The following is a 16,086-nucleotide window of genomic DNA, read 5'->3' on the forward strand; positions in this document are numbered from 1 at the left end:
TTCGCAGGTCACGGGTGCAGGGTGGGATGCGGTCGAGCTGAACCGTCCACGCTATCGCCGCCGGCGATCCGTTCGTGCCATCAGCTCGACAGGAGCGACAACCCAGACCAGCCAGCAGCGGCCAGTTCGGATTCACGACTGCTGCTGGTCGCCGCCCGCACCGAGTGCGGCCAGGATCGCCTCGGCGGTGCGCCGACCGACGCCGGGCACCTCGGTGATCTCCTCCACGGTGGCGGCCGCCAGGCGTTTCAACGAGCCGAAGTGACGTAGCAGTGCCTTGCGACGTACCTCGCCCAGGCCGGGGACGTTGTCCAACGCCGAGGTGGTCATCCGCTTGGAGCGGCGCTGCCGGTGGAAGGTGATGGCGAAGCGGTGTGCCTCGTCGCGTACCCGTTGCAGCAGGTAGAGCCCCTCGGAAGCGCGCGGCAGGATGACCGGGAAGTCGTCGTCGGGCAGCCAGACCTCCTCCAGCCGCTTGGCCAGCCCGCACAGCGCCACGTCGTCGATGCCCAGCTCGGCGAGGGCCTGCGCGGCGGCGGCGACCTGCGGCGCCCCGCCGTCGACCACCACCAGCTGCGGTGGGTACGCGAACCTGCGCGGCCGGCCCGTGGTCGGGTCGACAAGCGCCCCGATCCGCGGCTCGTCGCTGCCCTCGACGACGCTTGCGTCACCACCGTTGACGTCGACCGGCGCGCCGCCGAGGTCGGCGGCGACCGCAGACGACTCACCGGCGGCAACGTCAACGGCGGCGAGGTCGGCGGCCGGGGCGACGGCGAGGTCGTCGGCGGATTCGACACCGGCCTCACCGGTCTCGGCGCGGGCGTCGAGGTAGCGGGCGAAGCGGCGGCGCAGCACCTCGGACATCGCCGAGAGGTCGTCGGTGGCACCCCGGATGATGAACCGGCGGTACTCGCTCTTGCGGGGCAGCCCGTCCTCGAAGACGACCATGCTCGCCACCACGTCGGTGCCCTGGATCTGCGAGATGTCGAAACACTCGATGCGCAGCGGTGCCGTCCGCAGACCGAGCGCCTCGGTGATCTCGTCGAGGGCCTTGCTGCGGGTGGTGAGGTCACCGGCCCGCTTGAGCTTGTGCCGGGCCAGGGCGTCCTTCGCGTTGCGTTCCACCGTCTCCATCAGGGACCGCTTGTCGCCGCGCTGCGGCACCCGCAGCGTCACCCGGCCGCCCCGGTGGGTGGAGAGCCAGTCGGCAAGCGCGTCGGCGTCGGCGGGCAACTCGGGCACCAGCAGCTCACGCGGCACGTCGGCCTCGCCGTGTTCGCCGCCGTAGACCTGGGTGCAGAAGTGGTGCACCAGGTCACCGGTGGTCAGCTCCTCGGTCTTCTCCACCACCCAGCCCCGCTGGCCGCGTACCCGCCCGCCCCGGACGTGGAAGACCTGCACGGCGGCTTCGAGCGGGTCGTCGGCGAAGGCCACCACGTCGGCGTCGGTGCCGTCACCGAGCACCACGGTCTGCTTCTCCATCGCCCGGCGCAGCGCGGCGACGTCGTCGCGCAGCCGGGCCGCCCGCTCGAACTCCAACTGCTCGCTGGCCTCGGCCATCTCGCGTTCGAGTTTGCGGACCATGGTGTCGGTGCGCCCGGCCATGAAGTCGCAGAAGTCGTCGACGATCTCGCGGTGCCGCTCGGCGGAGACGCTGCCGACGCAGGGGGCCGAGCACTTGCCGATGTATCCCAGCAGGCAGGGGCGGCCGACCTGGCCGGCCCGCTTGAACACCCCGGCGGAGCAGGTGCGGGCCGGGAAGACCCGCAGCAGCAGATCGAGCGTCTCGCGGATCGCCCAGGCGTGTGAGTACGGACCGAAGTAGCGCACCCCCTTGCGCTTGGACCCGCGCATCACCTGGAGCCGGGGATATTCCTCGTCGAGGGTCACCGCCAGGTACGGGTAGGACTTGTCGTCGCGGTACCGGACGTTGAATCTCGGGTCGTACTGCTTGATCCAGAGGTATTCGAGCTGGAGCGCCTCGACCTCGGTGCCCACGGTGACCCAGTCGACCGACTCCGCCGTGGTGACCATCTGCTGGGTGCGCTGGTGCAGCCCCCACAGGTCGGCGAAGTAGGAGTTGAGCCGACTACGCAGGTTCTTCGCCTTGCCCACGTAGATCACTCGGCCGGTGCCGTCGTAGAAGCGGTACACCCCCGGCGCCTCGGGAATCGTGCCCGGCGCAGGACGGTAGGTCGACGGATCAGCCACACTCCGAGACTAGTCGCCGCCTCCGACAGCCCGGATCATCCCCGGACGCCCGTTCTCGCCCTCGTCGGGGCCGAGCTACCCGACGTCCTGATCGACTCCTTCCAATATCGAGCGGGTCGGCCTACCATCCAGTAACCGAATGTTCTTCATGTAATGATCCTGCCCGATGGCCCCCGTCCACAGAGGATCGCCATGACCGGTCACACCACCACCCGCCGGCTGCTCGCCGGTGCCACGACCGCCGCGGCAGTCGCCGCCCTCCTCGTCGCCGTCCCGACCACCGCCACCGCCACCGACAGCACAGCGAGCACCCTCGCAGCCGACGTCGCCAGCGCCTTCGCCGCCGACGACTACTGCCTCGGGGAATGCTCGGAGATCCTGCCGCCCGGCCAGAACGGCAACGCCACCCTTGTCGAGATCCTGGGCAACCAGGCCCTCGGCACCCTGCCCCGGCACTCCGCCGACCAGCTCGACAAGTACGCCGACCTCGTCTACGGCTACGCCGGGCTGCGCGAGGACCAGATCGGCACCTTCTTCAACGACGCCTCCTTCGGCGTCGCGCCCAACCAGGTGGAACGCGACTACTCACCCCGCTCGGACGTACGCATCCTGCGCGACCGGGCCACCGGCGTACCGCACGTCACCGGCACCACCCGCGCCGGCACCATGTTCGGCGCCGGTTACGCCGGAGCCGAGGACCGGCTGTTCACCATGGACCTGCTGCGCCACGTCGGCCGGGGCACCCTGACCCCGTTCGCGGGCGGGGCCCCGGGCAACCGGGCGCTGGAGCAGAGCGTCTGGCGCACCTCCCCGTACACCGAAGCCGATCTGGCGGCGCAGGTCGCCGCGCTGCGGCGCAAGGGTGACCGCGGTGAGCAGCTCTACACCGACGTGCAGGAGTACATCGCCGGGGTCAACGCCTACATCCGGACCTGCATGGCCAACCGCAACTGCCCCGGGGAGTACGTGCTCACCGGGCACCTCGACGCGATCACCAACGCCGGCGGGCCCGAGCCGTTCGTCATGACCGACCTGGTCGCCATCGCCGGTGTCGTCGGCGGCCTGTTCGGCGGTGGGGGCGGCACCGAGATGCAGTCCGCGCTGGTCCGCATCGCCGCCCGGGCCAAGTTCGGCCCGGTGGAGGGTGACCGGGTGTGGAACGGCTTCCGGGGGCAGAACGACCCGGAGACCGTACTGACGCTGCACGACGGGCAGAGCTTCCCGTACGGCGCCGCCTCCCCCGACGCACCCAGTGTGGTGCTGCCGGACGCCGGCTCGGCCCGGGTCGAGCCCGTCTTCACCGACCCGACCGGCTCCGCCACCGCCGCCACCACCTCGAACCGCAGCTCCGAGCTGGCCGCCGCGCTGTCCGGGCTGACCATCGACCCGGCACACCGGGGCATGTCCAACGCGGCGGTGATCTCCGCCGAACACTCCGCCAGCGGGCACCCGGTGGCGGTCTTCGGGCCGCAGACCGGCTACTTCTCCCCCCAACTGCTGATGGTCCAGGAGTTGCAGGGACCGGGCATCAGCGCCCGGGGCGCCGCCTTCGCCGGACTCAACCTGTACGTCCTGCTCGGCCGGGGCCAGGACTACGCCTGGAGCGCCACCTCCTCCGTGCACGACATCACCGACACGTACGCGGTGCCGCTCTGCGTACCCGGCGGTGGCACGCCGACGCTGGGCAGCAACCACTACCTGTTCCGTGGCCAGTGCCTGGCGATGGACGAGCTGTCCCACGTCAACAGGTGGAGCCCGACCGTCGCCGACAGCACCGCGGCGGGGTCGTACAAGCTGGTCGCCTGGCGTACGAAGCTCGGCCTGGTGGCGTGGCGGGGCACCGTCGGCGGGGTGCCGCACGCCTTCACCCAACTGCGCTCCACCTACGGTCGGGAGGCCGACTCCGCGATCGGCTTCCAGATGTACAACGACCCGACCCAGATGGGCTCCGCCACGGCCTTCCTCAACTCGGCGAACAACGTCGAGTACGCGTTCAACTGGTTCTACGTCAACTCCACCGAGTCGGCGTACTTCAACTCCGGGCTCAACCCGGTGCGGGCCGCCGGCGCCAACCCGAGCCTGCCGATGAAGGCCGATCGGGCGTACGAGTGGCAGGACTTCAACCCGGACACCGGCACCGCCCGGTACGCGCCGGCGTCGGCCCACCCGCAGTCGGTCAACCAGGACTACTACGTCAGTTGGAACAACAAACAGGCCAAGGACTTCGGTGGCGCCGACGGCAACTTCAGCTTCGGCGCCGTGCACCGCGGCGACCTGCTGGACAAGCCGGTGAAGGCGGCCGTCGCGGCGGGTCGGAAATTCGACCGGGCCACGTTGACCGAGCTGGTGCAGCGGGCCGGGCTCACCGATCTGCGCGGCGCCGAAGTGCTCGGTGAGCTGATCCGGGTGCTGGAGAGCCAGCCGGTCACCGACACCGCCCTGGCCGCCGAGATCGCCCGACTGAAGGCGTGGCGGCAGGCCGGCGCGCTGCGGGTGGAGACAGCCAAGGGCAGCAAGGTCTACCAGCACGCCGAGGCGATCCGGACCCTCGACGCCTGGTGGCCGCTGCTGGTGCGCGGCATGTTCCGGGAGCCGCTCGGCACGGAGCTGTACCAGTCCCTGGTCAACACCCTCCAGGTCAACGAGTCGCCCTCCGGCCACCAGCAGGGCGACGTGTCGAACCTCCCGTCGTCAGCCAACAGCGCCCAGACGCACAAGGGCTCGGCGTTCCAGTACGGGTGGTGGGGTTGGGTCGACAAGGACCTGCGGGCCGTCCTGGGTGACCCGGTCGCCGGCGGGCCGGGGCGTACCTTCTGCGGCAGCGGAAACCTGGGCGCCTGCCGGCAGATCCTGCTCGACACGCTGCGGACGGCGGCGGCCACCCCGGCCACGCAGACCTATCCGGGTGACTCGACATGCGCCGCCGGCAACCAGTGGTGCGCCGACGCCATCATCCAGTCGCCGCTGGGCGGCATCAAGCACGCCACCATCGCCTGGCAGAACCGTCCCACCTACCAGCAGGTGGTCTCGTTCCCCGCCCGACGTGGCGACGACCTGACGAACCTGGCGACCGGCCGCCCGGTCACCGCCTCCAGCAGTCAGCTGTTCAACGGTGCCGGCCGCGCCGTCGACGGCGACCTGAGCACCCGCTGGGCCAGTTCCTGGTCGGACAACCAGTGGCTGCGGGTGGACCTCGGATCCGTACGCCAGGTCGGTCGGGTGGTCCTGGCCTGGGAGGCGGCCCACGCCCGGTCGTACCGGGTGGAGGTCTCCGCCGACGGGGCCGCCTGGCGGCAGGTCTGGTCGACCACCGCCGGGGACGGCGGTACCGACGTGGTCACCTTCGCTCCGCAGCAGACCCGGTACGTGCGGATGTACGGGCTGACCCGGGCCACCTCCTACGGCTTCTCGCTGTGGGAGATGTCGGTCTACGCCCAGTGAGGCCGACGGTCGCGGCCGGGACGGTGTCGTCCCGGCCGCGACCGCCTGCAAGCGACCGGCAACAGGCCGCAGCCCGGCGATCCTCTGGGCGCGCCAGGTCGACTCAGGCCAGCGCGATCTGGTCGCCGTCGACCTTGATGTCCTTGGCCGGCAGCGGCGTGGTGGCCGGGCCGGCCTTGACGGAGCCGTCCTCGATGGAGAACTTGCTGCCGTGGCAGGTGCAGTTGATGGTGCCGCCGTCGACGTTCGACACCGGGCAGCCCTGGTGGGTGCAGACCGGGTCGAAACCCTTGAACTCACCCGCGGTGGGCTGGGTGATCACCACGCCCTGGGCGGCGAAGACCGCGCCCCCGCCGACCGGAATGTCGGTCGTCCGGGCCAGTGACTGTGCCCCCTCACGGTCCCCGCCACCAGCGTCACCGGTGTCGGTGACCTGCGGCCCGGGGCTCGGCGCCGCGCCGTCGTCGCCCTCACCGCCGCAGGCGGCCAACACCACAGCCGCGCCGACCGCCCCCGCGCCCGTGAGCATGGCCCGGCGGGTACGCACTCCAGGCCCGGCCGGCCCGTGATCCTCGCTCATGCCAGCCCTCCGTCGCGCTCGCTCATGCCTCGCCCCTCCGTCGGTCACCCCGGTGCATGATCTGTGGCTACTCTCCACTACACGCACCACTCTGCCTGGCGGTTCAGCCGATCGGCCACCCGAGCGCGCCGTCGGGTTCGTCAGCGCGCGGCGGCGGCCTTCCGGCCGCCCCGGGCCCGGGCACCGTTGGCCTTCGCCGCCCGGGTGGTGGCGGCCACCGCGCCCTTCGCCGCCCCGTCGAGCTTGAGGACGGTACGCAGGAACTGCCCGGTGTGACTCTCGGCGACCTCGGCGACCTCCTCCGGGCTGCCGGTGGCCAGCACCGTGCCGCCCCGGTGTCCGCCCTCGGGGCCCATGTCGATCAACCAGTCCGCGCTCTTGATCACGTCGAGGTTGTGCTCGATCGTGATCACCGTGTTGCCCTTGTCGACCAGGCCCTCCAGCACCAGCAGCAGCTTGCGGATGTCCTCGAAATGCAGGCCGGTGGTCGGCTCGTCGAGCACGTAGACCGTCCGCCCGGTCGAGCGCTTCTGCAACTCCGAGGCGAGCTTGACCCGCTGCGCCTCGCCGCCGGAGAGGGTCGGCGCGGGCTGCCCCAGTCGCACGTAGCCCAGGCCGACGTCGACGAGCGTCTTGAGGTGCCGGTGGATGGCCGGGATGGCGGAGAAGAACTCGGCCGCCTCCTCGATCGGCATCTCCAGCACGTCGGAGACGGTCTTGCCCTTGTAGTGCACCTCCAGGGTCTCCCGGTTGTACCGGGCGCCCTTGCAGACCTCGCAGGGGACGTACACGTCGGGCAGGAAGTTCATCTCGATCTTGATGGTGCCGTCGCCGGAGCACGCCTCGCAGCGGCCGCCCTTGACGTTGAAGGAGAACCGCCCGGGGCCGTACCCGCGGACCTTGGCCTCGGTGGTCTCGGCGAACAGCTTGCGCACGTGGTCCCAGACGCCGGTGTAGGTGGCCGGGTTGGAGCGCGGGGTACGGCCGATCGGCGACTGGTCGACGCCGACGACCTTGTCGACGTGCTCCAGCCCGGAGACCCGGGTGTGCCGGCCCGGCACCAGCCGGGCGCCGTTGATCTGGTTGGCCAGCACGGCGTAGAGGATGTCGTTGACCAGGGTCGACTTGCCCGAGCCGCTGACCCCGGTGACGGCGATCAACTGGCCGAGCGGGAAGCTCACGGTCAGGTTGCGCAGGTTGTGCTCGCGGGCTCCGTGCACCACCAGCTCCCGCCCCGGAGTCTGCGGCCGACGTCCCGCGGGCGTCGGGATCTCCCGCCGGCCGGACAGGTACGCCCCGGTCAGTGACTCCGGATTCTCCAGCAGCGCCGGCACCGAGCCGCTGTGCACGATCCGACCGCCGTGTTCCCCGGCGCCGGGACCGATGTCGACGATCCAGTCGGCGGTACGGATGGTGTCCTCGTCGTGCTCGACCACGATCAACGTGTTGCCCAGGCCACGCAGTCGCACCAGCGTCTCGATCAGCCGGTGGTTGTCCCGCTGGTGCAACCCGATCGACGGCTCGTCCAGCACGTAGAGCACCCCGACCAGGCCGGAGCCGATCTGGGTGGCGAGCCGGATCCGCTGCGCCTCACCGCCGGAGAGGGTGCCGGCCGGACGGTCCAGGGAGAGGTAGTCCAACCCGACGTCGAGCAGGAAGCGCAGCCGAGCGTTGATCTCCTTGAGCACCCGCTCCGCGATCAGCTTCTGCCGGTCGGTCAGCTCGATGCCGGCCAGCAGGTCGGCGCATTCGCCTACCGACAGGTTGCAGACCTCGGCGATGCTGCGTCCGGCCAGGGTGACCGCGAGCACCTCGGGCTTGAGCCGGGCACCGCCGCAGGCCGCACAGGGCACATCGCGCATGTAGCCCTCGTACTTGTCCCGCGACCACTCACTCTCGGTGTCCGAGTGCCGGCGTTCGATCCACTGCACCACACCCTCGAAGCCGGTGTAGTACGAGCGTTCCCGGCCGTACTTGTTGCGGTACCGCACGTGCACCTGGTCGTCGGAGCCGTGCAGGATCGTCTTCTGCGCTCGCGACGGCAACGCCCGCCAGGGCGTGTCGACATCGAAGTGCTCCGCCTCGCCGAGCGCCTCCAGCAGGCGGAGGAAGTACTCCAGGTTGTGGCCGGTCGCCCAGGGTTGGATCGCCCCCTCCCGCAGCGAGCGCTCCGGATCCGGGACGACAAGCTCCGGGTCGACCTCCTTCTTGGTGCCGAGACCGGTGCACTCCGGGCAGGCGCCGTAGGGCGCGTTGAAGGAGAAGACCCGCGGCTCCAGGTCCTCGATGGCCAGGGGGTGGTCGTTGGGGCAGGCCAGATGCTCGGAGTAGCGACGCTCCCGATCGGGGTCGTCCTCGGCCAGGTCGACGAAGTCGAGCAGCACCAGGCCGCCGGAGAGGCCCAGGGCCGCCTCGACCGAGTCGGTCAGCCGCTGCTTGGCACTGGGCTTGACGCTGAGCCGGTCGATCACCACCTCGATCGTGTGCTTCTCCTGCTTCTTCAGCTTCGGCGGGTCGGTGAGCTGGTGCACCACGCCGTCGACCCGGGCCCGGGCGTACCCCTTGGCCTGGAGTTCGGAGAAGAGGTCGACATACTCGCCCTTGCGCCCGCGCACCACCGGCGCGAGCACCATGAAGCGCGTCCCCTCGGCCATCGCCAGCACCCGGTCGACGATCTGCTGCGGGCTCTGCTTGGAGATCCGCTCGCCGCAGACCGGGCAGTGCGGTTCGCCGACCCGGGCGAAGAGCAGCCGCAGGTAGTCGTAGACCTCGGTGATCGTGCCGACTGTGGAACGCGGGTTGCGCGAGGTGGACTTCTGGTCGATGGACACCGCCGGGCTCAGGCCCTCGATGAAGTCGACGTCCGGCTTGTCCATCTGGCCGAGGAACTGCCGGGCGTACGACGACAGCGACTCGACGTACCGGCGTTGCCCCTCGGCGAAGATCGTGTCGAAGGCCAGGCTCGACTTGCCCGACCCGGACAGCCCGGTGAACACGATCAGGGCGTCCCGGGGCAGGTCGAGGCTGACGTCACGCAGGTTGTGCTCGCGCGCGCCACGGATGATCAAACGGTCGGCCACGGTCCGTGTACTCCCGGGTGAGAATGAAGAGGAAGATCTGTCCGCTTTTGAGGTGAAGCCAGCGGTTGTGCCAGCGCGGAGAGTGCGCCCCGGCAACTGTAGACCCGCCCTCCGACAACTTCCCCCAGCCGCGCATCCCACCCCTCCCCACCACCCCCACCCCCTCCCCCGCCACACCCCCGGCTCACCCCCGGCTCACCCCCGGGCTCACCGCCGATCATGCAGTTGTGGCACGTCACAGAAACGAACAAACCATCGCATAACAACAACCACAACTGCATGATCGCGAAGCGGGAGGGCGGTGTGGGTGGGTGGGGGTGGGGGTGGGTCAGTGGGGGTGGGGGGTGCGGCGGGTGGCGCGGGACACGCGGGTGGGCCGGGTGGCGCGGCGGCGGGTCTCGTGGGCGATCTCCCGTTGCAGCCGACGCCAGCTCTCCCAGCGGCGGGCGGTCAGCGCACCGGAACCCAGCGCCGCCCGCACCGCGCAGCCCGGTTCGGCCTCGTGTCCGCAGTCGCCGTACCGGCAGTCGGCGGCCAGTTCGGCGATGTCGGCGAAGGCACGGTCGAGCCCGGTCGAGCCGTCGAGCAGGCCGACCGCCCGCACCCCGGGGGTGTCCACCACGGCACCCCCGCCGGGCAGCGGCACCAGCGCCCGCCAGGTGGTGGTGTGCCGACCCTTGCCATCGACCCGACGGATCGCCTGGGTGGGCATCACCACCGCCGAAGCGAGCGCGTTGACCAGGCTCGACTTGCCGGCACCGGAGGGTCCGAGCAGCCCGAGGGTGCGGCCGGGGCCGACCTCGGCGCGCAGCGGCGCCAGTCCGGTGCCACGCTCGGCGCTCACCGGCAGCACCGGCACGCCGGGCGCGAGGGCCGAGAGTTGACGCGCCACCGCCGCCGGATCGGCCGCCAGATCGGTCTTGGTCAGCACCACCAGCGGCCGGGCACCCGACTCGTGCACCAGGGAGAGCAGCCGCTCGATCCGGGCGGCGTCCGGTGCCGGATGCACCGGCTCCACCACGGCCGCCACGTCCAGGTTGGCGGCCAGCAGTTGACCACTGGCGTCCTTGCCGGCGGTGCGCCTGATCAGGGCGGTACGCCGGGGCAGCACCGCCTCCACCGTCACCCGCCCGTCGGGCCAGGCACCCAGCAGCACCCAGTCGCCGACGCAGGGCAGCCGGGTGGCGTCGCCGACGGCGGCGGCCAGCACGGCTCCGCCGGTCGAGGCGCGCACCGGCCCGTCCCCGGTGAGCACGGTGCAGACGCCACGGTCGACGCGGGCCACCCGGCCGGGACGATGATCGGTACGGATACGTCGAAGATGGGCCGCCCGGTCGGTGTCCCAGCCCAGGGCGGTCAACGTGATGGTCATGGCTCCTCGTTAGTGTCGGTGCGGGTGATACACGGGTGCGGTGACCGGCATGACCACCACCTCCTCCGCTCCGGCGCCACGCACGAACCTGGTCGAGCTCCCTCGGTGGTCACCGGTCGCGAGGCGGCGGACGAGGCGTCCGCGCCGCGCGACCCGGGTCGAGGCAGTCGCTGGTACAGACGGTAGGTCGGGTCACGCCACGCCGGAAGTGAATTCCCCGGCGACGCGGTGGGCGCGGGGCCGCTAGGGTCAGCAACGTGACGATGGATCCGCTCCTGCTGACCGGCGACGTGGCCGACGCCACGGCTCGCCTGCTGCGGACGGCGGCCACCTTCGACGCCGCCGACCTCGCCGCGCCGTCCCTGCTGCCCGGGTGGAGCCGAGGGCACGTGCTCGCCCACGTCTGCCGCAATGCCGACGGTTTCGTCAACCTGCTCACCTCGGCACGGACCGGCGAGCGGATCCCGATGTACGCCAGCGCCGCGGCCCGGACCGCCGACATCGAGGCGGGCGCCGTGCGTACCCCGGAGGAGCAGTTGGACGACCTGCGGCGCAGTGCGGACCGGTTCGCCGAGGCCGTCGCCGCGATGCCGGTGCCGGCCTGGGGTGCCACCGTCGAGACCCGGAACGGCTCGTGGCCGGCGGCCCTGCTCGTCTGGGGTCGGCTGCGGGAGCTGGAGATCCACCACGTCGACCTGGCGGCCGGGTACCGGCCCGCGGACTGGTCACCGGACTTCGGTCACCGCCTGCTGCACGAGGTGACAAGCGGCTTCGCCGACCGCGGCGACGCACCGGCGATGGTGCTGCGCTTCGACGGCAGCAGCCACGAACTGGTGCTGGGCGACCGGGCGCAGGCACCGGTCATCGCCGGCTCCGCGGCCGAACTCGCCGCGTGGCTGACCGGCCGTGACCCCGGCACCGCGCTGACCGTCACCCCCGACGGACAACTGCCCCGCCCGCCCGAATGGATCTAGGAGCCATGACCTACAGCGGAGAAGTCACCCCCGGCGGCCCGCCTGCGGTACGCGAACTCGACCGGCTGACCATCACCAAGGTGTCGGTCGGTCCGATGGACAACAACGCGTACCTGCTGCGCTGCACCGACACCGGTGAGCAGGTGCTGATCGACGCCGCGAACGAGGCACCCCGCCTGCTGGAGCTGATCGGCGACGCGGGGCTCGACGCGGTGGTGACCACCCATCAGCACATGGACCACTGGGTGGGTCTGGAGGAAGTGGTGGCCAAGACCGGCGCCCGGGCGCTGGTGCACGCCGACGACGCCGACGGGCTGCCGATCGAGGCGCAGACCCTCACCGACGGCGACGTCGTGCCGGTCGGCGACTGCGCTCTGGAGGTCATCCACCTCCGGGGCCACACCCCCGGGTCGATAGCGCTGCTCTACCGCGATCCGGCCGGCGTCGCGCACCTCTTCACCGGAGACAGCCTGTTCCCCGGTGGGGCTGGGCGGACAACAGATCCGGACGCGTTTACGCAGCTTATGGGCGACCTAGAGGGCAAGGTCTTCGACCGTTTGCCGGACGACACGTGGTTCTATCCCGGCCACGGCAACGACTCGACGCTCGGCGCGGAACGTCCGCACCTGGGCGAGTGGCGGGCACGCGGCTGGTAGCCCCCCAGACGACTAGGACACGGCCCGACCTTGCCTGCCGGGGTCGGGCTTCGTGCTGTGCTGGAACCGCAGGTATTGCAGGTAGTGCAGGGCGGCCCGACGTGCTTCGTCGGGCATGGCGTCGTCTTCGAGGATGCTGATGGCCTCACCGACGGTGGGGTCTTGCGGTCGGGGTGGTGGGGGTAGGTATTCGACGTCGGCGGGTGACAGGTAGCCGAGGGCGACACCGGCGGTGACGGTGGATAGGCCGAGTACCCGGCAGACTGCTTGTACTTCGTCTGGTTTCGGGTTGCGTGCTTGGCCGGATTCCCAGCGTTGAATGGTGGACAGGCTGACGCCTGACCGTTCGGCTACGTCTTCTTGTCGTAGTCCTGCTTTTGCCCGGTATTCGCGGAGTAGACGCGCGAAGCGTTTCCCGCTTTCGTTTTGTTCTGCCGCCACGGGGTCACGATAGGCGTACTGGTGCGTATTTCCACCACTCGTATGTGACGCCTGTCGTGTGTGACGCATTGGGTTTTCTCCCCGTCGCTGCGGCGTGGCCTGGGCGTGTTGTGTGTAATCATGCCGTCACTCATCGATGTACACAACTTTTCGCCACGGTCGGGTTTCTGTTGCCCCGCGCATGTCACGTGTGACATGCTGGCCCCTATGTACGAGGTTTCCAGGCCCGATGCACACCCCGGACCCGAGGTGTCGCCCGCGCTCCGCTGGGAGCGGGTCAAAGACGCCCTCGGCGTAACCACACAGGAAGAGGTCGCCGAAATCACCGGCGTGCCCCTGCGCACCCTGCACCGACTGTTCGACAACCCCGCCACCAGCGAGATGCGGCATGCCTTCCAGGTCCGCGCCCGCACCGGCATCGGCATCGACGAACTGTTCAACGTCGGCGGCATGGCGGAGGCGGCCTGATGCCCCGCTACCAGCTCGACGACCCCGCCCTGCAAACGGAACTGGACCGGCTCGCCGCCGCAGAGGCCGCCGACTGGCCGGTCACCGACGTGACCTTGGCGAAGCTGGCGCGGATCCTGCCGGCCGCCAACGCGACCGCCGACCGGAACGCCGTCGCCTCCCATGTCCCGTCGTCGAGGCGGGCCGCCGCATGACCACTCCCCTGCGCATGTCTGCCGGCACCGCTGAGCCGCTGGCATCGGGTGGCCTGCTCGTGCACATGGGCGACGCCTGGCCGCTGTGGGTGCCGGATCGGGCCACTGCCCGGCTGGTGCTGTGGGAGCGGGCGCAGGCACTCCACCTCAAGCAGCAGCGCGCCGAACGCACCAACAGCTCCTGAAACGGCGAGACGCCCACCGGGGCCCACCGGTGAGCGTCTGACGCGCCGCCACCACAACCGATACCTGAGCGAGAGGACATCGGATCGATGACTACTACAAGTTACCGCACATGTAATGAGTGCGGAAAAGAGACGCCAGCCCCGCGTCGAGGTAGGTGCACTAGCTGCTACGTAGCGCTCCTACGCACCCCCGAGTACCGCGCCGCCCGGATGCTGGACCTTCCGCGCGTAGAACGTTTCATTGCCCAAGTTCGACCGGATGCGTCAGGGTGCTGGCTTTGGACTGGCCCACTGAACCCGGCGGGCTACGGCTACTTCGCTGGACGTGGAGCCCACCGCTTTGCGTACGAAGAGTTTGTTGGCCCGATCCCCCCAGGCATGCATCTCGACCATGTGTTGGCGAAGGGCTGCCGTAACCGCAACTGCGTCAACTGGGTCGATCACCTAGAGGTGGTGACGCCTCGGGAGAACACCCTACGCGCCCCTAACGCGGCATCCACGAAGTTCGCCATGCGAACGCACTGCGACAACGGCCACGAGTTCGACGATTTGAACACGAAGGTGCGCAGGCGCTCCAACAACCCGGACAGCAAGGTCAGGGTCTGTCGGCAATGCGCGGCAGACCGTCGCAGGCAGGCGAGGCGAGACGGCCGAGAGCGCAAGAAAGTCGCCCACCTTCTGGTGCATCACGAGCCACGGCCGGGCTGCCGCCTTTGCGCGGAGGTGATCGCATGATGCCTCCTGTCGGCGGCTTCCCTGCGCTTCGGACGCTGGATGAGATCCGGGCCAACCCGCGCCACCTGCCGTCGTGGTCTGACGATGACGCGTGGACGGCCGAGCTGGTGGCCGTTGAGATTGCCCGCGTTCCGGTGCCGCCGCACACAGAGATTCACACCCGCCCGCAGCCGGGCTGTGACCGCTGCCCGCCGACGGCTTGCCCGTGTGGCCGGTTCGATTGCCCGGACGTTTTCGATCACCGCCGCGAGTGGGCGGGGTCGGAGACGACGTGGCGCGAGGTGGCGGCGTGACTGTTCTGAGTACGCAGGAGCGTCGCCGCGCCGATGAGCGGTACACCAACCGTCTGCTGGCTGTCGCTGGCACTGCCGCCGCTGTGCTGGTGGCTGCCGGCGTGTACGCGATCGACCACGGCGCACTGTCGGGGTGGTGGCTGTGGTGACCGAGTCTCCGGACCTTCGCCTGCTGTCCCTGGGCGCCGGGGTGCAGTCCACCGTGCTCGCCCTGATGGCCGCCGACGGCACTCTGCCCAAGGTTGACGGCGCGATCTTCGCCGACACCGGTTGGGAGCCCCGCAAGGTGTACGACCACCTTGACCGGCTCGCCAAGGTACTCGACGCGGCCGGCATCCCCCTGTACCGGGTGAGCAACGGCAACCTGCGACACGACAGTCTCGACCCCGCCCACCGGTACGCGTCGGTGCCGTACTTCGTGCTCGGCCCGACCGGAAGCTGCACCCGCTGCGACGGCTCCGGGAGTGTCAACCCGGGCGAGGTGACCGGCGAAGGTCAGCCGATGCCGGGCGAAGACCCGATGTGGTGGTCGCCTGAGGCTCCGGCCGAGGAAAACCCGACGACGCTCTGCCCTCTCTGCAACGGCACCACCCGATCACTTGGCATGGGTCGCAGGCAGTGCACGAGTGAGTACAAGTTGGCCCCGATCGGGCGGAAGGTCCGTGAGTTGCTGGGTGCAGCCGCACCTGACTTTCGGCGGGTACCAAAGGGGCGTGTTGCTGAGCAGTGGATCGGGTTCTCCACCGATGAGATCGGCCGCGTGTCCGACAAGGACGGCGTCTCGTACATCCGGAAGCGGTATCCGCTGCTCGACCTAGGCATGTCCCGCAAGGACTGTCAACGCTGGCTTGCTGCCCGAGGGTGGGGTGACACCGCCAAGAGTGCCTGCATCGGGTGCCCGTTCCACGGCAACGCTCAGTGGCGCGAACTCCGCGACAACCACCCCGACGAGTGGGCTGACGCCGTCGCCTTCGATGAGGCGATCCGCAAGGGCGGTGCGCGCGGGCTGCCGCTAGACGGCGAGGCGTTTCTTCACCGCAGTCGGATTCCACTGTCGATCGCACCCATCGACCGGGTGACCCGCAAGGAGTGGGCCGACCGGTCGCCAGACATCTTCGACGCCCTCGCCGAACTGGGCGACCCGGACGGCTGCTCGCCGTACGGATGCCGGTCGGGGGTGGCTGCGTGACTACCCAGCTTCTGCGTCTCACCTCCGCCACCGAGGGTCGTCCGCCGTTGGTGGTGCCGTTCGGGCAGGACGAGATGCCCGAGGTGGAGCGGCTGCGTGACCGGCTGGCCGAGTTGGAGCTTGTGCGGGCGGGTGTGCGCCGGGTCGAAATCCTGCCCGCCGGGGGTGCCCGGTGACCGGGCTGGCCGCGCACATCGGGCTGGTGCGTGCTGTGCTGCTGGTAGCGGCGGGTGCGCTGCTGGTTGGTGCAGCGCTGTTCGCCCCGAG

The 16,086-nt window shown here is 70.2% G+C and carries 16 protein-coding genes; 11 read left to right on the forward strand and 5 right to left on the reverse strand.

Annotated features, from left to right (window positions below):
- Window positions 1-132: 132 nt before the first annotated feature.
- The gene (gene uvrC, locus AB0I71_RS15100) at window positions 133-2,211 is read right to left on the reverse strand and encodes an excinuclease ABC subunit UvrC (RefSeq protein ID WP_357584815.1); all 2,079 of its coding nucleotides are present in this window, start codon (window positions 2,209-2,211) and stop codon (window positions 133-135) included.
- 192 nt (window positions 2,212-2,403) lie between these two features.
- Here uvrC and AB0I71_RS15105 point away from each other — a divergent pair, with 192 nt between their 5' ends.
- Window positions 2,404-5,652 carry a penicillin acylase family protein gene (locus AB0I71_RS15105; protein WP_357584817.1) on the forward strand — a complete coding sequence of 1,083 codons (3,249 nt, stop codon included), beginning with the start codon at window positions 2,404-2,406 and terminating at the stop codon, window positions 5,650-5,652.
- A 103-nt stretch (window positions 5,653-5,755) separates the two neighbouring features.
- On the opposite strand, the gene AB0I71_RS15110 is transcribed toward AB0I71_RS15105, so the two are convergent.
- The 3 genes from AB0I71_RS15110 to rsgA form a co-directional block, all read right to left on the reverse strand.
- On the reverse strand, window positions 5,756-6,232 hold the full coding sequence (locus AB0I71_RS15110; protein ID WP_357584819.1) for a Rieske (2Fe-2S) protein: 477 nt from the start codon (window positions 6,230-6,232) through the stop codon (window positions 5,756-5,758).
- A 140-nt stretch (window positions 6,233-6,372) separates the two neighbouring features.
- On the reverse strand, window positions 6,373-9,312 hold the full coding sequence (gene uvrA, locus AB0I71_RS15115; protein WP_357584821.1) for an excinuclease ABC subunit UvrA: 2,940 nt from the start codon (window positions 9,310-9,312) through the stop codon (window positions 6,373-6,375).
- A gap of 328 nt (window positions 9,313-9,640) precedes the next feature.
- Window positions 9,641-10,684: a ribosome small subunit-dependent GTPase A gene (rsgA, locus tag AB0I71_RS15120; RefSeq protein ID WP_357584823.1), complete on the reverse strand. Its 1,044-nt coding sequence runs from the start codon at window positions 10,682-10,684 to the stop codon at window positions 9,641-9,643.
- 257 nt (window positions 10,685-10,941) lie between these two features.
- Between rsgA and AB0I71_RS15125 the strand changes: the two genes are divergently transcribed.
- Both AB0I71_RS15125 and AB0I71_RS15130 read left to right on the forward strand, forming a co-directional pair.
- Window positions 10,942-11,658, forward strand: coding sequence for a maleylpyruvate isomerase family mycothiol-dependent enzyme (locus AB0I71_RS15125; protein ID WP_357584825.1), 717 nt, complete (start codon window positions 10,942-10,944; stop codon window positions 11,656-11,658).
- Between the two features lie 5 nt (window positions 11,659-11,663).
- Window positions 11,664-12,314: an MBL fold metallo-hydrolase gene (locus tag AB0I71_RS15130; protein ID WP_357584827.1), complete on the forward strand. Its 651-nt coding sequence runs from the start codon at window positions 11,664-11,666 to the stop codon at window positions 12,312-12,314.
- Between the two features lie 12 nt (window positions 12,315-12,326).
- Here AB0I71_RS15130 and AB0I71_RS15135 read toward each other — a convergent pair whose 3' ends face one another.
- Window positions 12,327-12,755, reverse strand: a complete 429-nt coding sequence (locus tag AB0I71_RS15135; protein WP_357584830.1) for a helix-turn-helix domain-containing protein — start codon at window positions 12,753-12,755, stop codon at window positions 12,327-12,329.
- A gap of 207 nt (window positions 12,756-12,962) precedes the next feature.
- On the opposite strand from AB0I71_RS15135, the gene AB0I71_RS15140 reads away from it, so the two are divergent.
- From AB0I71_RS15140 to AB0I71_RS15175, 8 genes are all read left to right on the forward strand, one after another.
- Complete coding sequence (locus AB0I71_RS15140; protein WP_357584832.1) at window positions 12,963-13,223, forward strand: hypothetical protein; 261 nt, start codon at window positions 12,963-12,965, stop codon at window positions 13,221-13,223.
- A complete protein-coding gene (locus AB0I71_RS15145) occupies window positions 13,223-13,417 on the forward strand; it encodes a hypothetical protein (RefSeq protein WP_357584834.1) in 195 nt (64 codons plus the stop codon). The genes AB0I71_RS15140 and AB0I71_RS15145 overlap by 1 nt, the downstream gene beginning before the upstream one ends.
- On the forward strand, window positions 13,414-13,602 hold the full coding sequence (locus AB0I71_RS15150) for a hypothetical protein (RefSeq protein ID WP_357584836.1): 189 nt from the start codon (window positions 13,414-13,416) through the stop codon (window positions 13,600-13,602). Before AB0I71_RS15145 ends, AB0I71_RS15150 begins: the two co-directional genes overlap by 4 nt.
- Window positions 13,603-13,812: 210 nt before the next feature.
- Window positions 13,813-14,337 (forward strand): HNH endonuclease signature motif containing protein, encoded by a 525-nt coding sequence (locus AB0I71_RS15155; RefSeq protein ID WP_357584838.1) that lies wholly within the window; start codon window positions 13,813-13,815, stop codon window positions 14,335-14,337.
- The gene (locus AB0I71_RS15160; RefSeq protein ID WP_357584840.1) at window positions 14,334-14,630 is read left to right on the forward strand and encodes a hypothetical protein; all 297 of its coding nucleotides are present in this window, start codon (window positions 14,334-14,336) and stop codon (window positions 14,628-14,630) included. The genes AB0I71_RS15155 and AB0I71_RS15160 overlap by 4 nt, the downstream gene beginning before the upstream one ends.
- Window positions 14,627-14,779, forward strand: a complete 153-nt coding sequence (locus AB0I71_RS15165; RefSeq protein WP_357584842.1) for a hypothetical protein — start codon at window positions 14,627-14,629, stop codon at window positions 14,777-14,779. Before AB0I71_RS15160 ends, AB0I71_RS15165 begins: the two co-directional genes overlap by 4 nt.
- Window positions 14,776-15,819, forward strand: coding sequence for a hypothetical protein (locus tag AB0I71_RS15170; protein WP_357584844.1), 1,044 nt, complete (start codon window positions 14,776-14,778; stop codon window positions 15,817-15,819). Before AB0I71_RS15165 ends, AB0I71_RS15170 begins: the two co-directional genes overlap by 4 nt.
- The gene (locus AB0I71_RS15175) at window positions 15,816-15,995 is read left to right on the forward strand and encodes a hypothetical protein (RefSeq protein WP_357584846.1); all 180 of its coding nucleotides are present in this window, start codon (window positions 15,816-15,818) and stop codon (window positions 15,993-15,995) included. Before AB0I71_RS15170 ends, AB0I71_RS15175 begins: the two co-directional genes overlap by 4 nt.
- Window positions 15,996-16,086: the final 91 nt, after the last annotated feature.

The organism is Micromonospora sp. NPDC049891, assembly GCF_040660295.1.
Classification (GTDB): Bacteria; Actinomycetota; Actinomycetes; order Mycobacteriales; family Micromonosporaceae; genus Micromonospora.